This window comes from Halosimplex amylolyticum, assembly GCF_051414035.1.
In the GTDB taxonomy this organism is placed as follows: Archaea; Halobacteriota; Halobacteria; order Halobacteriales; family Haloarculaceae; genus Halosimplex; species Halosimplex amylolyticum.
Map to the genome: position 1 here is coordinate 197,198 of NZ_JBLKNW010000004.1, position 18,252 is coordinate 215,449.

At 70.2% G+C, this 18,252-nt stretch carries 20 protein-coding genes; 14 read left to right on the plus strand and 6 right to left on the minus strand.

Annotation, left to right across the window (positions count from 1 at the left end; genetic code table 11):
- Window positions 1-28 precede the first annotated feature (28 nt).
- Window positions 29-829, minus strand: a complete 801-nt coding sequence (locus ACMGFE_RS17730; protein WP_436926565.1) for an MBL fold metallo-hydrolase — start codon at window positions 827-829, stop codon at window positions 29-31.
- A gap of 169 nt (window positions 830-998) precedes the next feature.
- On the opposite strand from ACMGFE_RS17730, the gene truD reads away from it, so the two are divergent.
- The 3 genes from truD (at window position 999) to ACMGFE_RS17745 (ending at window position 4,419) form a co-directional block, all read left to right on the plus strand.
- Entirely contained in the window at window positions 999-2,423 is a 1,425-nt protein-coding gene (gene truD, locus ACMGFE_RS17735; RefSeq protein ID WP_436926566.1) for a tRNA pseudouridine(13) synthase TruD, read from the plus strand.
- A 100-nt stretch (window positions 2,424-2,523) separates the two neighbouring features.
- Entirely contained in the window at window positions 2,524-3,546 is a 1,023-nt protein-coding gene (locus ACMGFE_RS17740) for a hypothetical protein (protein ID WP_436926567.1), read from the plus strand.
- 147 nt (window positions 3,547-3,693) lie between these two features.
- Window positions 3,694-4,419 (plus strand): DUF2103 domain-containing protein, encoded by a 726-nt coding sequence (locus tag ACMGFE_RS17745; RefSeq protein ID WP_436926568.1) that lies wholly within the window; start codon window positions 3,694-3,696, stop codon window positions 4,417-4,419.
- 38 nt (window positions 4,420-4,457) lie between these two features.
- Here ACMGFE_RS17745 and ACMGFE_RS17750 read toward each other — a convergent pair whose 3' ends face one another.
- Entirely contained in the window at window positions 4,458-4,997 is a 540-nt protein-coding gene (locus tag ACMGFE_RS17750) for an NUDIX domain-containing protein (protein WP_436926569.1), read from the minus strand.
- A 144-nt stretch (window positions 4,998-5,141) separates the two neighbouring features.
- Between ACMGFE_RS17750 and ACMGFE_RS17755 the strand changes: the two genes are divergently transcribed.
- The 7 genes from ACMGFE_RS17755 to ACMGFE_RS17785 all read left to right on the plus strand — a co-directional run bounded on the left by ACMGFE_RS17755 (window position 5,142) and on the right by ACMGFE_RS17785 (window position 10,091).
- The gene (locus ACMGFE_RS17755; RefSeq protein WP_436926570.1) at window positions 5,142-5,423 is read left to right on the plus strand and encodes a 50S ribosomal protein L37ae; all 282 of its coding nucleotides are present in this window, start codon (window positions 5,142-5,144) and stop codon (window positions 5,421-5,423) included.
- On the plus strand, window positions 5,420-5,554 hold the full coding sequence (locus ACMGFE_RS17760) for a DNA-directed RNA polymerase subunit P (RefSeq protein ID WP_415380661.1): 135 nt from the start codon (window positions 5,420-5,422) through the stop codon (window positions 5,552-5,554). The genes ACMGFE_RS17755 and ACMGFE_RS17760 overlap by 4 nt, the downstream gene beginning before the upstream one ends.
- Before the next feature lie 13 nt (window positions 5,555-5,567).
- Window positions 5,568-5,825, plus strand: a complete 258-nt coding sequence (locus tag ACMGFE_RS17765; protein WP_436926571.1) for a KEOPS complex subunit Pcc1 — start codon at window positions 5,568-5,570, stop codon at window positions 5,823-5,825.
- 188 nt (window positions 5,826-6,013) lie between these two features.
- A complete protein-coding gene (locus ACMGFE_RS17770) occupies window positions 6,014-8,719 on the plus strand; it encodes a PAS domain-containing protein (protein WP_436926572.1) in 2,706 nt (901 codons plus the stop codon).
- Between the two features lie 150 nt (window positions 8,720-8,869).
- Window positions 8,870-9,271: a DUF7344 domain-containing protein gene (locus ACMGFE_RS17775; RefSeq protein ID WP_436926573.1), complete on the plus strand. Its 402-nt coding sequence runs from the start codon at window positions 8,870-8,872 to the stop codon at window positions 9,269-9,271.
- A 130-nt stretch (window positions 9,272-9,401) separates the two neighbouring features.
- The gene (locus tag ACMGFE_RS17780; protein WP_436926574.1) at window positions 9,402-9,797 is read left to right on the plus strand and encodes a prefoldin subunit beta; all 396 of its coding nucleotides are present in this window, start codon (window positions 9,402-9,404) and stop codon (window positions 9,795-9,797) included.
- The gene (locus ACMGFE_RS17785) at window positions 9,798-10,091 is read left to right on the plus strand and encodes a DUF3194 domain-containing protein (RefSeq protein ID WP_436926575.1); all 294 of its coding nucleotides are present in this window, start codon (window positions 9,798-9,800) and stop codon (window positions 10,089-10,091) included. It begins immediately after the preceding gene.
- Between the two features lie 185 nt (window positions 10,092-10,276).
- Here ACMGFE_RS17785 and ACMGFE_RS17790 read toward each other — a convergent pair whose 3' ends face one another.
- Both ACMGFE_RS17790 and ACMGFE_RS17795 read right to left on the minus strand, forming a co-directional pair.
- The gene (locus ACMGFE_RS17790; RefSeq protein ID WP_436926576.1) at window positions 10,277-10,540 is read right to left on the minus strand and encodes a DUF8142 family protein; all 264 of its coding nucleotides are present in this window, start codon (window positions 10,538-10,540) and stop codon (window positions 10,277-10,279) included.
- 106 nt (window positions 10,541-10,646) lie between these two features.
- Window positions 10,647-11,741, minus strand: coding sequence for a phosphotransferase family protein (locus ACMGFE_RS17795; protein ID WP_436926577.1), 1,095 nt, complete (start codon window positions 11,739-11,741; stop codon window positions 10,647-10,649).
- Window positions 11,742-11,930: 189 nt separating this feature from the next.
- Between ACMGFE_RS17795 and ACMGFE_RS17800 the strand changes: the two genes are divergently transcribed.
- Both ACMGFE_RS17800 and ACMGFE_RS17805 read left to right on the plus strand, forming a co-directional pair.
- Window positions 11,931-13,442: a hypothetical protein gene (locus tag ACMGFE_RS17800; RefSeq protein ID WP_436926578.1), complete on the plus strand. Its 1,512-nt coding sequence runs from the start codon at window positions 11,931-11,933 to the stop codon at window positions 13,440-13,442.
- 23 nt (window positions 13,443-13,465) lie between these two features.
- Complete coding sequence (locus ACMGFE_RS17805) at window positions 13,466-13,762, plus strand: DUF7410 domain-containing protein (protein WP_436926579.1); 297 nt, start codon at window positions 13,466-13,468, stop codon at window positions 13,760-13,762.
- 282 nt (window positions 13,763-14,044) lie between these two features.
- Here ACMGFE_RS17805 and ACMGFE_RS17810 read toward each other — a convergent pair whose 3' ends face one another.
- The gene (locus ACMGFE_RS17810) at window positions 14,045-14,530 is read right to left on the minus strand and encodes a hypothetical protein (protein WP_436926580.1); all 486 of its coding nucleotides are present in this window, start codon (window positions 14,528-14,530) and stop codon (window positions 14,045-14,047) included.
- A 919-nt stretch (window positions 14,531-15,449) separates the two neighbouring features.
- On the opposite strand from ACMGFE_RS17810, the gene ACMGFE_RS17815 reads away from it, so the two are divergent.
- Entirely contained in the window at window positions 15,450-15,992 is a 543-nt protein-coding gene (locus ACMGFE_RS17815) for a bifunctional nuclease family protein (protein ID WP_436926581.1), read from the plus strand.
- Window positions 15,993-16,027: 35 nt separating this feature from the next.
- Complete coding sequence (locus tag ACMGFE_RS17820) at window positions 16,028-16,231, plus strand: hypothetical protein (protein ID WP_436926582.1); 204 nt, start codon at window positions 16,028-16,030, stop codon at window positions 16,229-16,231.
- A 214-nt stretch (window positions 16,232-16,445) separates the two neighbouring features.
- Here the strand turns inward: ACMGFE_RS17820 and ACMGFE_RS17825 are convergent, their stop codons facing one another.
- Window positions 16,446-18,011 (minus strand): (R)-citramalate synthase, encoded by a 1,566-nt coding sequence (locus tag ACMGFE_RS17825; protein WP_436926583.1) that lies wholly within the window; start codon window positions 18,009-18,011, stop codon window positions 16,446-16,448.
- Between the last annotated feature and the right edge of the window lie 241 nt (window positions 18,012-18,252).

The following is an 18,252-nucleotide window of genomic DNA, read 5'->3' on the forward strand; positions in this document are numbered from 1 at the left end:
AGCGGCCGGCGCCGCAGTCCGTCGGCCGTCACGCCACGGATCGCGCACGCTCGCCGTCCCACCGAACGGCTCCTTCGACGGCGAGCTTTTCGAGGTGCGCTCGCACCGTGGCCTCGGCGAGGTCACGCACGCCAGACAGGTCTTTCTCGTACGCGGCGTCGCAGACCTCGGCGACGGTCTCTGCACCGCCTTCGACGGCCCGGCGGACGCGCCGCTCGCGGTGGAGCCGGTGCGCGATCAGCCGCGTCGCCGTCGCGCAGACGGCCGGCCCTTCGACGACCGGGCCGTGGCCCGGGAGGAGTCGATCCGGCGCCATCGCGTGGACGCGCCGGAGCGAGGTGAGATAGGCGCGCACGTCGCCCTCGGGCGCGCCGACCACGACGCTCCCCGCTGCCACCGCGAGGTCGCCACAGACGAGGGCAGTCCCACCGGTTGACTCGCTCGCCGAGAACGCGACGTGTTCGGGCGCGTGACCCGGCGTGTCGACGACTCTGACCGGACCGTCGCCGGTCTCGACGGTCGTTCCCTCCGCGAACGAGCGGTCGGGTTCGACCCCGGCGGCCGCTTCGAACGCAGTTACGCGTCCGGTTCGCGCCCACACGGTCGCGTCGTGGCGCTCGGCGTAGCGCGCGACAGCTCCCACGTGGTCCTGGTGGTGATGGGTCACCGCGACGTGGCCGACTTCCCGGTCAGTTGCGAGCGCGTCGAGTTCGTCGGACTGCGCTGGCGGGTCGACCAGCAGGGCGGGGTCCGAGCCCAGTAGGTACGCGCAGGTCTCCCCGGTGGGTGCCCGCGTCGTCACCTCGACGCCCACTCGCGTGACCTCCATCGGGTCGGTCTTGGAGCGCCCGATACCTGTCGGTTTCGAGTTTTAGAGCGAGAGTTGGCCCGCGATATCACCGAGACCTCCCCCGATTCGATCTATCGCATTCCCAACGGAGCAATTCACTCGCCACAGACAGGCAGATACAGGTGTCGCGACGACGGACGACGATCCAATGCGCGAGGCACACCCCGTCGAGCGGGCGGTCGGGATGGCATACTACGTCAGCGACGCGCCCGGCGTCGGCGGCCACCTCCGGGAGACCCCCGACGACTTCCGCGTGAGCGAGGTCGAAGCCTTCGATCCCGAACCGCTGGACGCCGACCCCGGCGGCTACCCCCACCTGCTCGCCCGCGTCACCCTGCGCGGCTGGGACACCAACGACTTCGCCTCGGAGCTGTCCGACCGCCTGGGCATCTCCCGCGAGCGCGTCTCCTGGGCGGGGACGAAGGACAAACACGCCGTCACCACGCAGCTGTTCTCCGTCGCGAAGGCAGACCCCGACGACCTCCGGGGCGTCGATATCCGCGACGCCGACATCGACCTCCTCGGCCGGACCGGCCGCCCCGTCCTCTTCGGCGACCTGGCCGGCAACGCCTTCGAAATAGTCGTCCGCGAGCCGGACGCCCCCGAACACGTCGACGCGACGACGGCCGACCTGCGTTCGTTTGCCAGCGGCGACGACAGCGATGGCGGATCGGTGGAACCCCGCGAAGGGGTCACCGTCGGCGTCCCCAACTACTTCGGCCAGCAGCGATTCGGGAGCAAGCGCCCGGTCACCCACGAGGTCGGCCTCGAAATCGTCCGCGGAAACTGGAAGGGGGCGGTGCTGGCCTACGTGGGGAACCCGGCCGAGCGCGAACCCGAGTCGACCCAGGAGGCCCGCGCCTATGTGCAGGAGACCGAGGACTGGGCGGGCGCGCTCGACCGCCTACCGCGACGGCTCGGCTTCGAGCGGTCGATGTGCCACCGGCTGGTCGAACGACAGGAGGCGGGCGACGGTGCCCTCGACGACGAGGACTACCGCGCCGCGCTCGAAGCCGTCCCCTCGAACCTCCAGCGGCTGTTCGTCAACGCAGCCCAGTCCTACGCGTTCAACCGGATCCTCTCCGAGCGGCTGGAACGGGGGCTTCCCTTCCACGAACCGGTCGCCGGCGACGTGGTCTGTTTCGCCGACTCCGACGCGCCGGAGGAGTTCGCCCTGCCGGACACCGACCGAACCCAGCGGGTGACCGAGGACCGCCTGCGGACGGTCCGTCGCCACTGCGAGCGCGGCCGGGCGTTCGTCACCGCGCCGCTGGTCGGCACCGAGACCGAACTGGCCGACGGCGAACCGGGCGAGATCGAACGCGAGGTACTGGCTGAACTGGACCTCGCTCCCGGGGACTTCGACCTGCCCGAGGCGTTCGAGTCGACGGGGACGCGACGAGCGATCCTCCTGCGGACTGACCTGACAGTCGAACACCGCGACGAGAGCGACGAACCGGCCGACAGCGACGCCGACGCCGACGCGCTCGCCTTCGAGTTCGCGCTCCCGAAGGGGAATTACGCGACGGTCGTCCTCCGCGAGTACCTCAAGAGCGACCCCGACGACCTGTAGGCCCCGAGCGAGTCCTCGCGACCGGGCCCGTGGTCCGTTCCCTGAAGGACTCGCTTGAGGCTACCGAAGGGGTTTATCCCGAGGAGGCGTCGGAGAAGACATGCACCGTCGCACCCTCCTCGCGAGCGCGGGCGGCCTCGCTGCCGCGGGTCTCGCGGGCTGTCTCGCCGATTCGGCCGGTTCCGGCTCCCCGACCGACGACTCGTCCGACACCGCGACGGATGGCGACGGAGACGGCGCGCCGACACAGACGGCCACCGACGGCGGGACCGACCGGTCGACCGACGCCCCGACGCCGCCCCACGACGCCCCGTTCCCGCCCGACCGCGACGACGTCGAGACGGTCGTCTGGTTCCGGGAGGTCTCTGATCCCGACTCCGCGCTCGTGCTCGAACACGCCGCGGCGTCGGTCGCCCTGCCGAACGCCGAGATCACCTTCACGCTCCGCAACGGTACCGACCGACCGTTCCAGACGAACTTCTACGACTGGGCGCTCTATCGCTGGGAAGACGGCCGGTACCACCGCGTCGCCCCACAGGCGGTCCCGGAACCGCTGATGCAACTGGCGCCCGGCGAATCCCACCGCTGGACGCTCGCGCTCGATGCCGACGACCGAGCGGCGGCGCGCAGACGGAGCGAGGGGACCGAGGGGATCGCGGTCGACCCCGTCGGTGGCGGCCACTACGCCTTCGCCGCCGAGGGCTGGTGGAAAGACCAGGAACGGACCCCCTCCTACGAGCACAAGACCGTCTGCGCGGCGCGGTTCGAACTGGAGGGGCAACCCCTCGACCTCCTCCCCTCCGAGGCGGTGACGGACACCAGCCGCGAGGGGGACACCGTCGTCGTCACCGCCGACAACCCGCGAGGGGGCGAGGACCGCACCGAGGCGACGTACGTCCTCACGCGCGACGACGACGCGACCGGTGCCATGGAGTTGATCACCGAGCAGGTGTACCGGGAGTGGCCGCTCCGCGACGCGCTGGCGCACGCCGGGCCGGACGTGCGCGAGGTCCGCGTCGAGACGACGACCGGGGTTGCGCCGATCTTCGGGGTCCAGTCCGACGAGGACCCGGCGGTCACCTACGACGGCCGCACCTACCGGATCAGCGCCGAGGAGCGATAGGCCGCGGCCGAGTCTCGGGTGGCTTCGGACCGCCCATCGCGACCGACGACGGGAACGCGGGCGAGGACCGCGAGTGCCCGACGCGAACGGCCCGACGCGGCGACGCTTCCGCGCCCCTTTTGCCGTTCGACCGGAAACCCATCGGACATGGAGTGTCGGCGGTGCGGTTCGTCGCTGGACCGACCGGGCGATTACTGCCTGGTCTGTCGCTCCGAGAACGCCGACGCCGTCGTCCTCGAACTCGACCGCGACCGCGCCCGCGTCACCACGCTCGTCGACGAGGAGGTAGCCGGCGTCCGCGAGGTGACGACCACGCCCGAGGACGGCGACGAGACCGGCGTGATCGAGTTGCGAAACTTCGCCGGCCTCGTCGCCGACGAGGTCCGCCGCAAACGCCCCGAAGAAGTGTATGCCACCGGCGACCGCGACGTGTTGCGCGCGGTCCGCGGCCAGTTGCACCACGAGTTCTACCGCATCGGCGACGCCGAGGACCCGATCGAGGCCGTCCTGTCGCGCCGCGGCGAGGCCCCCCTGGAGGTGGTCGAGACCGCGCCCCGGGAGAAGATCGGGGGGTCGCACTCGACCCTCGTCGGCGGCCGCGCCGGCCAGCGCGCTATCCAGACTGTCGCGGGCCACCCCCACGTCAAGAAGATCATCCCCGGCCCCATCGACGCCGGCGGGTCGGGGTCGCGGTCGGGCGTCCGCGCGAAGGCCACCCGCGCCGGCGAGAACGGCAACGTCCGCCTGCTCATCCGCGACGGCTCGTCCGTCCAGGAGAACCGCGTCGTCACGACCGCTCGCGAGCGCGAGCTCGGCGAGGTCGTCCGCGAAGACCTGAACGAGGCCCTGAGAGAGGCAGATCTGCAGGACTGACCGACGGCCCGCGCGCCGCGAGCGGGGCCGTCTCGGCGTCAGTCCGTCCCGACGCTGTCGAGGGCCGCCAGCAACTGCTCGCGCCCCGAAGCCCGGAACGGCGCGTCGAGGTCGCTGAGTTCGGCTCGCGAGAAGAACCGGGCGCCTGCGGCGTCCGATCCGGCGTCGAGGACACCAGTCACCACGTCGGCCGGCGTCGCGTAGTTGAACGAGACCATCGTCGTCTCGCCGAAGTCGAGGAACCCGTCGCCGACGAGGGTCAGGTCCTCGGGCGCCGCGGACAGCCCGGTCTCCTCTTCGAGTTCGCGCGCGGCACCGACCCGCGGCGACTCGCCGTGTTCGAGTCTGCCGCCGGGCAGCGCCCACTCGCCCGCGTCCTCGCCGACGCCGAGTCGGACGAGCAGCAGACTGTCGCCGTCGACGACCGTCGCGCGGCCCATCGGGACGGGATTGCGGTAGACCGTCAGGTCGCAGTCCGCGCAGTGGGGCCGCGGCCCGTCGCTCGTCTCGCGCTCGCCGAGCGGTCCGCCGCACGTCGGGCAGTGCGTGACGCGCTCGGTCTCGATAGTCCAGCCCATGCGGGCCGCGTGGACCGGACCGGAGAAACGAGTTACGCTCGCCGACCCGGTACTGCGTCGGCCGCGGTACAGGGCCGGTTCGCGGCGGCGGACCGCTCGTAACTCGCAGGGTTTATACGGCCCACTGCCGGACAATGCGATACTATGGCTGAACAGCAGGGACGAACCGGGAGCGCGGGACGGTTCGGCGCGCGCTACGGCCGCGTCGCTCGCCGCCGCGTCGCCGAGATCGAGGGCGAAATGAACGAGGAACACAAGTGTCCGAGCTGCGGCGAGGACCGCGTCGACCGCCAGGGCACCGGTATCTGGGAGTGTGGCTACTGCGGCCACACCTTCACCGGTGGCGCGTACAGCCCTACGACCCCCGGCGGCCGGACCGTCACCCGGTCGATCCGCGCGGCACTCGCCGACGACGACGAAGAATGAGCTACAAGTGTTCCCGCTGCAAGCGCGACGTCGAACTCGACGAGTACGGCGGCGTCCGCTGCCCGTACTGCGGCCACCGCGTGCTCCTGAAAGAGCGTAGCCGCGACATCAAAGAAGTCGACGTCAACTGACGCGATCGCAGCCGTGGACCACGAAGCCGTTTTCGAGTTCGACTATCCCGACCCCGAGAGCGCACGCCGCGTCGACCGCAGCGTCGGCGTCGAGGTCGGCGACATCGAGGGCGACCGCACGACCGCGAGCCTCGACCGCGACGGCGCGACGCTGACCGTGACCGTCGCGGCGGCCGACCTCGTCGCCCTCCGGGCCGGCTGTAACACCTGGCTGTCGCTCGTCTCCGTCGCCGAGTCCTGCGCCGACGCGACGCCGCGAACCGACGGCTGACCGACGACCGGTTCGGCGACGGCCCCCCGACGATCGGTTCGGCGACGGCGCGCGACCGGCGTCGACGGGGGTCGAGCGGACCAATCTCGGCCGTTCGGGGACGGATCCAGGCCAACAAGTTATGGACCTGCACAGTGTACCGTACTCCCAGTAACTATGGGTCGTGAAACCGTGCGGGTGGGGATACCGTGAGCGAGCGGATCGAGTCGCACGAAGGCGCCGCCGACCCGCTGGTCTCGGCGGTGCTCGCCGCCGTCGACGAACCGGCCGCCGTCTGCGACCCGACCGGACGGGTCCGGGACTGGAACGACGCCTTCGCCGACCGCGTCGGCCCGGTGGACGCACCGGCCGACGCGTCGTTCGCCGACCTCGTCGACTGCGCGAGCGACCCGCTCGTCCGCGCGGTCGAGACCGGCGAGGAGACGATCGGGAGGGGACCCCTCGACGGGACCGGGCGGGAGGTGACCGTCGCCGTCCGGCCCGTCGAGCGCGAAGGGAGCGTCAGCGCCGTCGTCGCGACGGTCTCGGAGCCGACGGACCCGTTCGAAGACGACCGCGCGCTCTACGAGGCCAGCGTCGACGCCGCCGCCGACGCCGTCTACGTGGTCGACCGGTCGCACACGATCCGGGCCGCCAGCGACGGGTTCACCCGCTTCACGGACATCCCGACCGACCGCGTCGAGGGTCGGGACGTCGACTGCCTGCGCGAACTCGGCATCGTCGACGGCGAGGTCTTCCACGAGGGGATGCGGGGGCTGCGGGCGCTGTTCGCGGGCGAAGCCGAGAGCCGCCACATCACCTCGGAGGTGGAACTGGCCGAGGGTGCGGGCGTCGTCGAGAACCGCATGCGACCGATCGAGCGCGACGGGGAGGTCGTCGGCGTCGTCAACGTCGTTCGCGACGTGACCGAGCGCGAACGCCGGCGCGAGGCGCTGGCGACGAACCGCGAACGGCTGGCGACGATCCTCGACGACCTGCCGGTGCTGATGATGGTCACCGACGCGGACGGACGGATCGACCACTGCCAGGGGATGGACTTCGACGCGTTCGACTGCGAGCGCTCGGACGTGCTCGACGAACCGATCGACGCCTTCGAATCGGTCTGTCCGGACGTCGTCGCGGGGTTCCGTCGAGCGCTCGATGGGGAGACCGCCTTCGCGACGGAGACCGTCAACGACCGGACGTACAAGGTCTGTCTCGAACCGCTCTCGGTGTCCGAGGGCGGAACCACCGCCGAGGCGACCGCGCAGGCGGCCGACGATGCCGCGGCGGACGCGACGTCCGGTGCCATCGCGGTGGCTATCGACATCACCGACCGGACGCGACGCGAGAAGGCGCTACAGACGCGCGAACAGGAGCTCCGAGCGGTCATCGAGAGCAGCGCGGACCCGATCGCGATGCAGGACCTCGACGGGCGCTTCCAGGTCGTCAACGAGGCGATGCTCGCGACGCTCGACTGCGACCGCGAGGACGTGATCGGGTCCCGGCACGAGGACCTGTTCCCGGACGAGTTCGCCCAGCGCGTCGAAGCCCAACGCCGTGCCGTGCTGGAGAGCGAGCGGGCACGTGTCGTCGAGGAGACGCTGGGGTCGGACGGCGAAGAGACGGTGATCCAGCTGACCTTCGCGCCGTACCACGGGCCGGACTACGAGGTGCAGGGGACCGTCAGCATCGCGCGGGACATCAGCGAGCTCGAACGCCAGCGCGAAGAGCTGGAGACGCTGACCGAGATACAGGAACTCGTCCAGGAGAGCATGCGGGCGCTGACGGGCGCGACGACGAGCGAGGCGATCCAGGAGACCGTCTGCGATCGCCTCGCCGAGTCGGCGTTCTACGAGTTCGCGTGGATCGGGCAACGCCAGCCCGGGGAGCGCGAACTGCAGCCGGCGTACTCGGCCGGCGCAGTCGGCGACTACCTCGAATCAGTCACCGTGAACGTCGACGGGAGCGACCACGGGGGCGGCCCGGCGAGCAAGGCCTACCGCACGGGCGACATCCAGGTCGTCCACGACGTCCGTTCCGACCCGGACTTCGAACCCTGGCGCGAGGCCGCGGTCGAGAACGGGTTCCAGTCGGTCGCCGCCGTCCCGCTGACCCACGGGTCGACGACCCACGGACTGCTCGGGGTGTACGCGGACCGGCCGAACGCCTTCAGCCAGCGCGAGCTCGACGGCTTCGAGACGCTCGGCGAAGTCGTCGGGTTCGCGCTCTCGTCCGCCCAGTACCGCCGGCTCGTCGAGGCCGACAGCGTCCTCGAACTGGAGTTCGAGGTGCGCGGCGAGACGCCGTTCACCGAGGCAAGCCGCGAACACGACTGCCGCTTCGAGATCGAACACGCCGTCCGGACCGGCGACAACCGGGTCGTCAACTACCTGACCGTCGAGGGCGCCGACCCCGCGGTCGGCGAGTCGGTCGCGCGCTCGTTGCCGAACCTCGAAGCGATCCGGCGCCTCGACGGCGACGACGGCCCCCACTTCGAGATGACGCTGACCGACTCCGTCTTCCAGTACCTCGCCGACGCCGGCGCCCGTGGCGAGCGGGGAATCGTCGAGGACGGCGTCGGCCACATGCAAGTCGAGGCGCCGGCCGACGCCGACGTGCGGAAGATCACCGACGCGATGGCCGAGCGGTTCCCGGTCGTGGACCTGGTCGCCAAACGCGAGAAACGCCGGACGGAGGCCCCCTGGTGGCACAGCCACGGCGACATCGGTGCTCGCCTGACCGACCGCCAGCGAGCCGTCCTCAAGACCGCCTACTACAACGGCTACTACGAGTGGCCCCGCGATGCCGACTCCGAGGACCTCGCCGACTCGCTCGACATCGCCGCGACCACGCTCCTCCAGCACCTCCGCAAGGGCCACCGGCGCATCCTCGAAGCGATGTTCGAGTCCTGAGCCGGGACGCTGTGCGCCCCCGCCTCCGGGGAGACGACCCCACCGACCGAAATATGATCTCTTCCGAACAAGTGACCTCGATAACATGACCCCTAGGCTTCTAGGGCCGATATTCTTGGTGGAGAGCAGGCAACGGTAGGGTAGACGGGTATGAGTGAACGGACAGGGTCGAAGGACGGTGACCGTGGTGGTACACAGGCCTACGACGAGTCGGAGGGGGATCGGCCGTACATCGATACAGTGTTCGACGCGCTCGCGGACTGGCGGCGACGGGAAGTCTGCCAGTTCTTCCGCGAGACGGACGTGAGCACTGCGACGGTGGACGAACTGGCGATGCTGCTCGCGGCGTGCGAACCGTCAGGGCTGGGGGAGTCCGACGGACGGACGCACGAGGAGTTCGCGACCGAACTGACCGAGACGCACCTGCCGCGACTCGACGCCGCGGGCGTCGTCGACTACGACGACCGTTCGGGGACGGTCCGCTACTGGGGCCAGCCCACCGTCGAGAAGTGGCTCGAACACGTGACGGAAGTCGACGGTCGCAGCATCTAGCGGGGGGGAACGAGCGGTCGCCCGATGCCGTCCGTCGGGACCCGCGCCGGCCCGACCGGATCGGTTGGGGTCGGTCGCCGTCCCGACCGGAAAGCGGGGGTTTTTCACCACGGGTCACGCACGGCAAGACATGCAGGGTAATCTGCCGCCTGAAGCACAGGAGAAGCTCGAGGAACTGCAGGACCTACAGGAGAAGGCCCAGCAGGTCGCCGCGCAGAAACAGCAGGCCGAGACACAGCTCCAGGAGGCCGAGACGGCCCTCAACGAGCTCGAGGACATCGACGAGGACACCGGCATGTACCGCCGCGTCGGTGAACTGCTCGTCCAGACCGACTACGCCGACGCCCAGGACGACCTCGAGGAGAAGGTCGACAGCCTGGAGATCCGCGTCGAGACGCTGGAGAAACAGGAAGAGCGCGTCCAGGAGCAGTTCGAAGAGCTCCAGACCGAGCTCCAGAACATGCTGCAGGGCGGCGGCGCGGGCGGTCCTGGCGGGATGGGCGGTCCGGGCGCCGGCGGCGCGTAAATGCCGGCCGACGACTCGGCGAGTTCGGACGCGGACGCCGACGCGGGTTCCGACGAGGGCCCGTCGGACGAGACCGTCGTCCAGACCGCGGCCGAGGCCGCCGAGAACGTCGTCTTCTCGCGATTCGACCGCTCGTCGGTCGACGACCTCGACGTCACCGTCACCTTCGAGGACGGCATCCTCGAAGTGGACGTCTACCTCAACGCGCCCGACGCGTCGGGCGACCCCGACCGCGTCGCCGACGACGCCGCCCTCGCCGCGCGCGGCGCCGTCGACGACCTCTTCGGCGCGTAACCGACCCCGCTCTGGGTCGGTGTCGTTCGCTTCCGAGTGCCGACGGCGGCGAACGTCCCGTCTTCACGTTCACATTCGAGGAGACGCTTCCGTCCGCTGACTCGCGTTCGACACGAAACGTCCGGGGAGCGAGAGCGCAGTCGCTCGCGGTCGCTGTCGACGGGAGTGTCGGCCGCCCGGCCCGGTCAGTCGTGGTCGACGTCGCCGACCGCGGGTTCGTCGACGCGGTCGCCCTCACCGACGGTCCGGTGGCCGATGAAGCCCGACCGGAAGCCGATCCAGGCCAGCGCGCTCATGAAGAGGATCGGCGGGAGGATCATGAAGCCCCACAGCGGGTTCAGTCCCCACCCGAGCAGGAGGATCACGTCGGCCAGCCCGAGCAGGAGGAATGGCAACACCGCCAGCGCCGCCCACTTCCGGCTGTAGCCGCCCTCGTCAGTCTCGGCCATACCCGGCCTTGGATGCCCACCGCAAAAAACGGCGCGTTCCCGGCCGCGACGGTCCCCACGAGTCGACGACGCTCCGAGTCGCGAACCGCGGACCGCGTGGCGGCGATTACAGCGGGAACTCCCCGTCGGCGACGTTGCGAGCGAGCGAGGCCATGTAGTCGGCGTGGGGTTCCAGGTCCGACGCCGCTCCGGCTTCGACCCGGTGGCGGTGGATGTCCTCCCAGACCGTCGCCAGCACGAACGCAGCGAACGCGCGGTAGAAGCGGTCGTGCTCGAAGTCGATCCCGGTCGCCGCCTCGTACCGGTCGACGAGTTCGCGCCTGCTCGGACTCCCTGGCCTGTTCGTAAACGGAGCGAGCCCGTGTTCGTTGGTCTCGCGCAGCTCTTCGATCGCTTTCTCGTCCCCGTAGCGCGCCTCCAGGCCCCCAAGCGACGGCGTCGGGTCGCCGTCGTCGCGCCACCGGAGCAGCAGGTACCCTAACTCTGTCAGCGGGTCGCCGAGAAACGCGGTCTCCCAGTCGAGGACGGCGCTGATCTCGGGCCGATCCGCGCCCGCGAACAGCACGTTGCCCGGTCTGAAGTCGCCGTGGACGACGGCCGTCGCCGAATCGGAGGGGACGTTCGATCGGAGCCAGTCCGCGACGTCCCAGAGCACGGGCGACTCGCGCCCGGTCGCGCTCGTCGCCTCGTCGAGCTGGGCGACGACGTCGTCTAACTGGTCGCGGAGCGGGCGCCGCTCGCACACGCCCGTGAACTCGTCCACGTCCAGCGAGTGCAGATCCGCGAGCGCGTCGATCAGCAGCGACGCCACGTCGCCGCGTGCCGTCGGGTTCTGCAATCGCTCGGGCAGGTCCGACCCCAGCGGGACCGCCTCGCCGTCGACGTGTTCCATCACCAGGAACGGGTCGCCGATCACCGACTCGTCCTCGCAGACCACCACGGGTTCCGGGACGGGGACCGCGCTCGCTCGCAGCCGGTCCATCACGCCGTACTCCTGAGTCACGTCGTTGAACGAGTCGGCCTGGCGCATCTCGTTGGGCCGCCGCAGCACGTACGCCGGGGCCGCTGTCTCGGTCGAAATCGCGAGCGAGAGGTTGAGGCCGTCGTGGATCACCTCGGTTTCCGTGACGGGTTCCCCGAGCGCGTCCGAGAGAAACGAGACGAGCGTCGCCGTCTCGACGGCCGGCGAAGAGTCGGTCATGCCCCGTCGTACCCGACCGGTCGGCATAAATCACGCCGTACGGTGAGACGCACTCCCATGCGACCCGGCGCGGGCGACCCGGTGACCGTCCGGCAGGTATCGGCCCGGTTCTCGCTCCGGAGCGGCTGCCCGACCGACCCCCCGAGACGGCTAGCAGTTATCCCGCTGGCGTCGAAAGGGTGGGCAAACATGGGCGGGGAACGGTCGAGTCCGGGTGGACGCGTGCTCCGGGACGGCGTCGCGCTCGGACTCGCCGCCGCGGCGCTGGCCGGGCGGGCCGCGGCGCATTCGGGGTCGCTGGGCGGGTCGGTGGCGTCGGCGACGGTCCCGACGTGGCTGGTGATCCTCACCGGCGGCATCGTCGTCGGCGGGTCGTTCCTGTTCACGTCGCTGTTGACCGACCACGACGCGATGCGCGGGGTGAACTGGTGGCGCCTCGCCGTCCCGACGTCCGCGGGACTCCGGCGCCTCGCGGTCCCCGCCCTCCGCGTCGCGTCGTTCGCCGTCCTGCTGCTCGTCCTGGCGACCGGGTTCGCCGGGCCGCGAACGCCCACGCAGAACTTCGCGCTGCTTTTCGTCTGGGTCGGCTGGTGGGCGGGCTACACGACGACGACGTACCTCGTCGGGAACACCTGGCCTGCGGTCAACCCCTGGTCCCTGCCAGTCGCGGCGGTGCGGCGACTCCGCGACCGCGGCGTGGGCGCTGCGGGCGATGGGGCGATTCCGGACCGCTGGGGCGCCTGGCCCGCCGTCGCGGGCCTGCTCGCGCTCGTCTGGCTCGAAGTCGTTAGCCCGGTGGGCCAGAACCCGCGCCTGCTCGCGGCCGTCGTCCTCGGCTACTCGCTGGTCACCGTCGCCGGCGCCGCCCGCTTCGGCGACGCGTGGTTCGAGCGCGTCGACCCCGTGAGCCGCGTCTTCGCCGCCTACGGACGGGTCGCCCCGCTCCAGCGCGACGGGGACGGGGACGGGGACGGGGACGGGGACGGGGACGGGGACGGGGACGGGGACGGGGACGGGGACGGGGACGGGGACGGGGACGGGGACGGGGACGGGAGCGTCGAACTCCGACTCCCCGGGACCGCGCTCACCGAGGACCCGCTGCCCGACCGCCCGGGCGAGGTCGCCTTCGTCGTCGCGCTGCTGTGGGTGACGACCTACGACGGCCTGGTGGCGACGCCGACGTGGGCGGCCGCGGTCGAACCGCTCGTCGCCCTCGGCGTCCCCGCACTGGCGGTCTACGCCGTCGTCCTCCTCGCCGGCTTCGCCGGGTTCCTCGGCGTCTACCGCCTGGCCGCGCGGAAAGTCCGCGACACCGCGGACACCTACGTCACCGCGCGGGCCATCGGGCGGTGGTTCGCACCGGCGCTGCTCCCTATCGCCGCCGGCTACCACCTCGCGCACTTCCTCGGGTACTTCCTCGGACTGGCCCCGGCGCTCGGAGCCGTCGCGCTCAGCCCGTTCGCCCCGCCGACGACGCTGGCGCTCGTCCTGCCCGGCTGGTTCGGGACGGTGAAGCTCCTCTGCGTGCTCGGCGGGCACGTCCTCGCCATCTGGGTCGCCCACTCGCTGGCGTTCGAACTCTTCCCCGGCGTGCTCGCGGCCATCCGGAGCCAGTACCCCTCGGTGGTGGTGATGATCTTTTACACGATGAGCAGCCTATGGGTGATCACGCAACCGTACGCGCCGCCGCCGTACGTGTGACCGCACAGCGGCCCCGATCCACGATGACCGACTACGCACCCACGCTCCGACCGACCCGCGACACCGCCGTCCCCGACGGCGAGACGCCCGCAGCGACCTGTCCGCACTGCGAGTGCCCGTTCCGGTCGGAACACGCCCGCGACCTGCACGTCGGCGAGCGCCACGAGCCGAGCGAGGCCGAGCGCGAGCGATACGAGGCGGCGCTCGAACGGGAGCGCGACGACCTCTGGCTCTTCCACGCCAAGGCCGTCGTCGCGCTCGGCGTCATCTACGCCGCGACTGTCATCCTCTACATGGCCGTCCTCGGCACGTTCTTCTGATCGCGCTGTCGACAGTCGTCGCGTCGAGGCAGGCGACCGGAGGACCGGTCAGCGGAGCCCAAAAGAGCGTGTGTGGGGTGGGTGGGGAACGTGACGCGGCAGGCGGGTTGGGGCCCGACCGCGTCAGGTGGAGTGGGTGGAATCGGTGGGTGTGTGGATTGGGTGGGGTGGGGTGTGACGAGTGGGGTGTGACAGGTGGGGTGGGGTGGGGTGGGGTGGGGTGTGACGAGTGGTCTGTCCCGCGAATGGGAACGGGAGCGCGGGCAGTGGTTCTGCCGGTCGTTACGGGGCGGCCGTGGCCGTCGCGTTGCCGGCGTCGGAGGCGGTCTCGTTTGCCGCGTCGTCGTCGGGCGTCAGCGCGCTGATCTGCTCGCCCAGCGACTGCGCGCCGTCGACGGCGCCGCCGACGTGGTTCCCGATCGCCTCGTGGACGGTACTCACGAAGTCGGGGACCTGTTCGGGCAGGTCGACGGGCGGGCCCTGGCTGCCGTTCGCGGCGTCGGCCGCGCCAGCGGCGGGCACGTCGGACGGCGGACCCTGTCGGTCGTCGGACTCGTCCGCGGCGTCCGATTCGTTCGCGGCGTCGTCAGCTTCGGCGTCCGCCGCCGAGCCGTTCGCGTCCGACTCGTTGGCTCCGTCTCGCGCGTGGTCGTCGGCCTGCGCGTTGTCGTCCTGTGCCTGGTCGGGCGCGTTGCCCGGCATCGCCATCGCAGCGCCGGTCGCGATCAACAGCACGCTCGCGAACACGGCGACGAGTTTCAGTTTCATACTGGGTCTGCCTCCACTCGCTCGATAGCCGGCGGACCCCTTGAAGGGGGCAAGCGCTGACACCCAATCACCCCGATTTCAGCCGATTTAAGCGGGTTGAATCGACAGTTAACCCGGAGTAAATCGGCTTAGGCCGGCGATATAGCGATCGAGAGGGTCAAGGGGTCGATCGGGTCGATTCGCGGTGTCGTCCGCGCTCTCGGTGAGGTGTAACAGGTCGGTCGACGGTGTCGTGGTGGACACTCGTCGAGGTGAGACTGTCCTGTCATGTTCGGACCGGTGTACGAACTGAGTAGTTGTTTCTGTGGAATGAGTCGTGAATGGAAGTCGAGCGGTGCCGACAGGTGACAGTGAGCGTTGAAAGCCCTCGGCACGCTCGCTCACGGGTCGCTACGCTCCCCGTTCGCATTCGAGGTCTCCCTTCGGTCGACCTCGCTCTCGCGGTCGCTGCACGGGATATCCTCACTTCGTTCGGATAGTGCCCGTGCAGGCGACTACATTGAACGCGAGCCTGCCTCGCCCTTTCAATCCACCAGGACCGCACTGAACAGCACCGCGCCTCACGCCCCCCAGCCGATTCACTCCCTGCGGTCGCTCATCCCTCGCGCGGCTACGTCGCGGCACGGAGGCCGCGACAGCGCGCGCCACCGCTCCTGCTCACTCGTTCCATGTACTGAAGCATACGCCGAGCGAAGCGAGGCGTTTCACCGGACGCGAGCGAACGAAGTGAGCGAAGCGGCCGGCCTTTTTCACCACCGGAAGACGGTTCTGCTCGTTCGCTTCGCTCACTGCGCGGACTGCGACTTCCGAGCCTCGCCTCGCTCCGCTCGGCGAGACCATGTTTTTGGCCGGGGGGTCGCCTGCGGCGACCCCCCAGCGAAAAAGATGGTTTTTCAGGTTCGCGCCCCTACCACGTGATATGGCAACACACGAGGCCACAGTCGAGGGGGTCGGCGTCGGGGTCGGCGACGACGGCCCGGGACACCCGGTCGTCCTCCTGCGGGTGCGCGAGGAACTGATCCCCATCTTCGTGAGCGCCGACCAGGCCCAGTCGATGCAACACGCACTCGACGGGACGCCCTTCGAGCGGCCGCTCACGCACGACCTGTTCGTCGACATGGTCGCGGAGTTCGGCGCGGCCATCGACCGCATCCGCATCGACGACCTCGCCGACGGCACCTTCTACGCGAAGATCGACACAGAGCAGTACACCGACGACGAGCGGACGGAGATGGTGTTCGACGCCCGCCCGAGCGACGGCATCGCCCTCGCCCTCCGCGTGGACTGTCCCATCATCGTCTCGGACGAGGTCGTCGACCAGGCCGGCCGCGACCCGGACGAACTCGGGTTCGTCGACGAGGAGGAGGCCCGCCGCCAGCACGACCTCGGCGACGAAGAGGAGGGCTTCGACTTCGGCGACGACGATGACGACGACTCCCCGTTCGGCGACGACCCGTTCTGAGGACCGCTTTTCCGATTCGCGCTCGAAACGCCCCCATGGGATCCGACGGCCTCGTGGACCTCGACCAGGAGACGTGGGTGGTGCTCGCGAAGTACAACCTCGCGCTCGCGACGCTGTTCAGCGTGCTGGCGCTCGTCTCCCGGACCGCCTTCGCCGGGAACCAGCCCCTGCTAATCGAGAACGGGCTGTTCGCGGTGCTGTTCGGCGCCGTCCAGACTTACGCGTGGCTGTCGGCGTGAGCGGTGGCTGTTTGCGTCGACCATTCGCGCGAGTGGAGCGAGCGTGATTCACCGTCAGAGCGAAGCTCTGACGAGCCCGCGGTCGTTCGCGGTGCTCACTCCCGCGGACACCGGGCGCGAACGGAGTGAGCGCCCGGCAGTTGTTCCCCACGTTTTTGCGGACGGGGGTGCCCGCAGGCCGAAGGCCGAGGCCACCCCCGTGCGTAAAAAGTGGCTAGTCGTCGGCGATGACGCGCCCGTCGCTGGTGGCGACGAGGCGGTCGATGGCGCCGACCATGGCTTCGACCGACGCGCGGGTGATGTCCGAGTCGCTGGCGGTGACGGTGACGTAGTCGTCGCCGCGGGACATCTCCACCTCGACGGTGACGACGGCGTCCGTCCCGCCGGTGATGGCGTCGACGTGGTAGGACTCAAGGTGGGTGTCGAAGGAGTGACCCAGCGCGGACTGGACGGCGTTGATCGCGGCGTCCACAGGGCCAGAGCCGATCTCGGCCTCGGTGCGCTCCTCGCCGTCGACGAGCAGGGAGACGGTCGCCGTGGGCGTCGCGCCGCCGGCGACGGTCGTGAGTTCCGTGATCTCGACGCGGCGGTCGTGGGCGCTGTCGGTCACGTCCTCGGCGATCGTCAGGAGGTCCGCGTCGGTGACGCGCTTGCCGCGGTCGCCGATCTCCTTGACGCGGGTGACGATCTCGGCGAGTTCCTCGTCGGTCACCTCGAAGTCGTGTTCGTCGAGGGCGGCCTTCACGCCGGCGCGGCCGGCGTGCTTGCCGAGCGCGAGGCGGCGCTCCCGACCCACCTTCTCGGGCGGGTAGGGCTCGTACATCGCGTCGTCCTTGAGGGTGCCGTCGGTGTGGATGCCCGACTCGTGGGTGAAGGTGTTCTGGCCGACGACCGCCTTGTTCGGCGGGAGCGGGATGCCCGTCGCGCCGGCGACGAGTTCCGCGAGGTCGTACACCTCGGTTAGTTCGAGCGTCTCGACGCCCCAGCCGTGCGAGAGGGCGATCGCGACCTCCTCGATGGCGACGTTGCCGGCGCGCTCGCCGATGCCGTTGACCGTGCCGTGGACGACGTCGGCGCCCGCGGCGATCGAGGTCAGGGCGTTCATCACGGCGAGCCCCAGGTCGTCGTGGGTGTGGGTGCTCACCGGTCCCAGCTCGGAGAGCCGGGAGACGGCTTCGAGCGCGCCGTCTGGCGTCGCGTGGCCGACGGTGTCGGCCCAGCAGATGCGGTCGGCGCCCGCCTCCAGCGAGGCGCCGAGCAGTTCTTCGAGGTAGTCCAGGTCCGCCCGGGAGCCGTCCTCGCCGATGACCTCGACCCACAGGCCGTGGTCTTTCGCGTACTCGACGAGTTCGACCGTGTTCCGGACGTTCTCCTCGTGGCTCGTCCCGACCTTCTCGGTGACGTGGCGGCCGCTCGCGGGCACGACGAGGTTGACCCCGTCGACGTCACACTCCAGCGCGAGGTCGACGTCGCGCTGGATACCGCGACAGAAGCTCGTGACCGTCGCGTCGAGGTCTAGCTCGGCGACGCGGGAGATGGTCTCGCGCTCGCCCGGGCCGGTGCAGGCGCTGCCGGCCTCGATGAAGCCGACGTTCGCACGGTCGAGCGCCCCGGCGATCCGCGCCTTCTCGTCGGGGGTGAGCGAGACACCCGGCGCTTGCTCGCCGTCGCGGAGCGTCGTGTCGAGAAACTGTACGTCCCCTACGTCAGAGAGGTGAGTCGTCTCGGGATGGTCGCCAAAGAGCGTCGTCCCTTCGCGCTCACCGGAACCGTCACTCATGACGGAGAATTTCGCGGCCAGCCGCCGTGAGGCGACTTCCTCTATCCTCCGTGTCGGTGTAGTCCGACATCGTATGCCATGCTGAAGCGAGCGGTCCTAATTAATCCGTCGGGTTCGCCGTCGCGGTGGTGGCACAGTGCTGTGTCGGTGGTGGTGCAGTACTGTGGTGGTGGTAGAGCGATAGTGGAGCGGCGGTGGCGCAGTACTGTGGCGGTGGTAGAGCGATAGTGGAGCGGTGGTG

What these genes read in the sequence shown, in the direction of transcription:
- ACMGFE_RS17730 (WP_436926565.1), bottom strand. Translation starts at nt 829, where the DNA reads ATGGAGGTCACGCGAGTGGGCGTCGAGGTGACGACGCGGGCACCCACC.
- truD (WP_436926566.1), top strand. Translation starts at nt 999, where the DNA reads ATGCGCGAGGCACACCCCGTCGAGCGGGCGGTCGGGATGGCATACTAC.
- ACMGFE_RS17740 (WP_436926567.1), top strand. Translation starts at nt 2,524, where the DNA reads ATGCACCGTCGCACCCTCCTCGCGAGCGCGGGCGGCCTCGCTGCCGCG.
- ACMGFE_RS17745 (WP_436926568.1), top strand. Translation starts at nt 3,694, where the DNA reads ATGGAGTGTCGGCGGTGCGGTTCGTCGCTGGACCGACCGGGCGATTAC.
- ACMGFE_RS17750 (WP_436926569.1), bottom strand. Translation starts at nt 4,997, where the DNA reads ATGGGCTGGACTATCGAGACCGAGCGCGTCACGCACTGCCCGACGTGC.
- ACMGFE_RS17755 (WP_436926570.1), top strand. Translation starts at nt 5,142, where the DNA reads ATGGCTGAACAGCAGGGACGAACCGGGAGCGCGGGACGGTTCGGCGCG.
- ACMGFE_RS17760 (WP_415380661.1), top strand. Translation starts at nt 5,420, where the DNA reads ATGAGCTACAAGTGTTCCCGCTGCAAGCGCGACGTCGAACTCGACGAG.
- ACMGFE_RS17775 (WP_436926573.1), top strand. Translation starts at nt 8,870, where the DNA reads ATGAGTGAACGGACAGGGTCGAAGGACGGTGACCGTGGTGGTACACAG.
- ACMGFE_RS17780 (WP_436926574.1), top strand. Translation starts at nt 9,402, where the DNA reads ATGCAGGGTAATCTGCCGCCTGAAGCACAGGAGAAGCTCGAGGAACTG.
- ACMGFE_RS17785 (WP_436926575.1), top strand. Translation starts at nt 9,798, where the DNA reads ATGCCGGCCGACGACTCGGCGAGTTCGGACGCGGACGCCGACGCGGGT.
- ACMGFE_RS17790 (WP_436926576.1), bottom strand. Translation starts at nt 10,540, where the DNA reads ATGGCCGAGACTGACGAGGGCGGCTACAGCCGGAAGTGGGCGGCGCTG.
- ACMGFE_RS17795 (WP_436926577.1), bottom strand. Translation starts at nt 11,741, where the DNA reads ATGACCGACTCTTCGCCGGCCGTCGAGACGGCGACGCTCGTCTCGTTT.
- ACMGFE_RS17800 (WP_436926578.1), top strand. Translation starts at nt 11,931, where the DNA reads ATGGGCGGGGAACGGTCGAGTCCGGGTGGACGCGTGCTCCGGGACGGC.
- ACMGFE_RS17805 (WP_436926579.1), top strand. Translation starts at nt 13,466, where the DNA reads ATGACCGACTACGCACCCACGCTCCGACCGACCCGCGACACCGCCGTC.
- ACMGFE_RS17810 (WP_436926580.1), bottom strand. Translation starts at nt 14,530, where the DNA reads ATGAAACTGAAACTCGTCGCCGTGTTCGCGAGCGTGCTGTTGATCGCG.
- ACMGFE_RS17815 (WP_436926581.1), top strand. Translation starts at nt 15,450, where the DNA reads ATGGCAACACACGAGGCCACAGTCGAGGGGGTCGGCGTCGGGGTCGGC.
- ACMGFE_RS17820 (WP_436926582.1), top strand. Translation starts at nt 16,028, where the DNA reads ATGGGATCCGACGGCCTCGTGGACCTCGACCAGGAGACGTGGGTGGTG.
- ACMGFE_RS17825 (WP_436926583.1), bottom strand. Translation starts at nt 18,011, where the DNA reads ATGAGTGACGGTTCCGGTGAGCGCGAAGGGACGACGCTCTTTGGCGAC.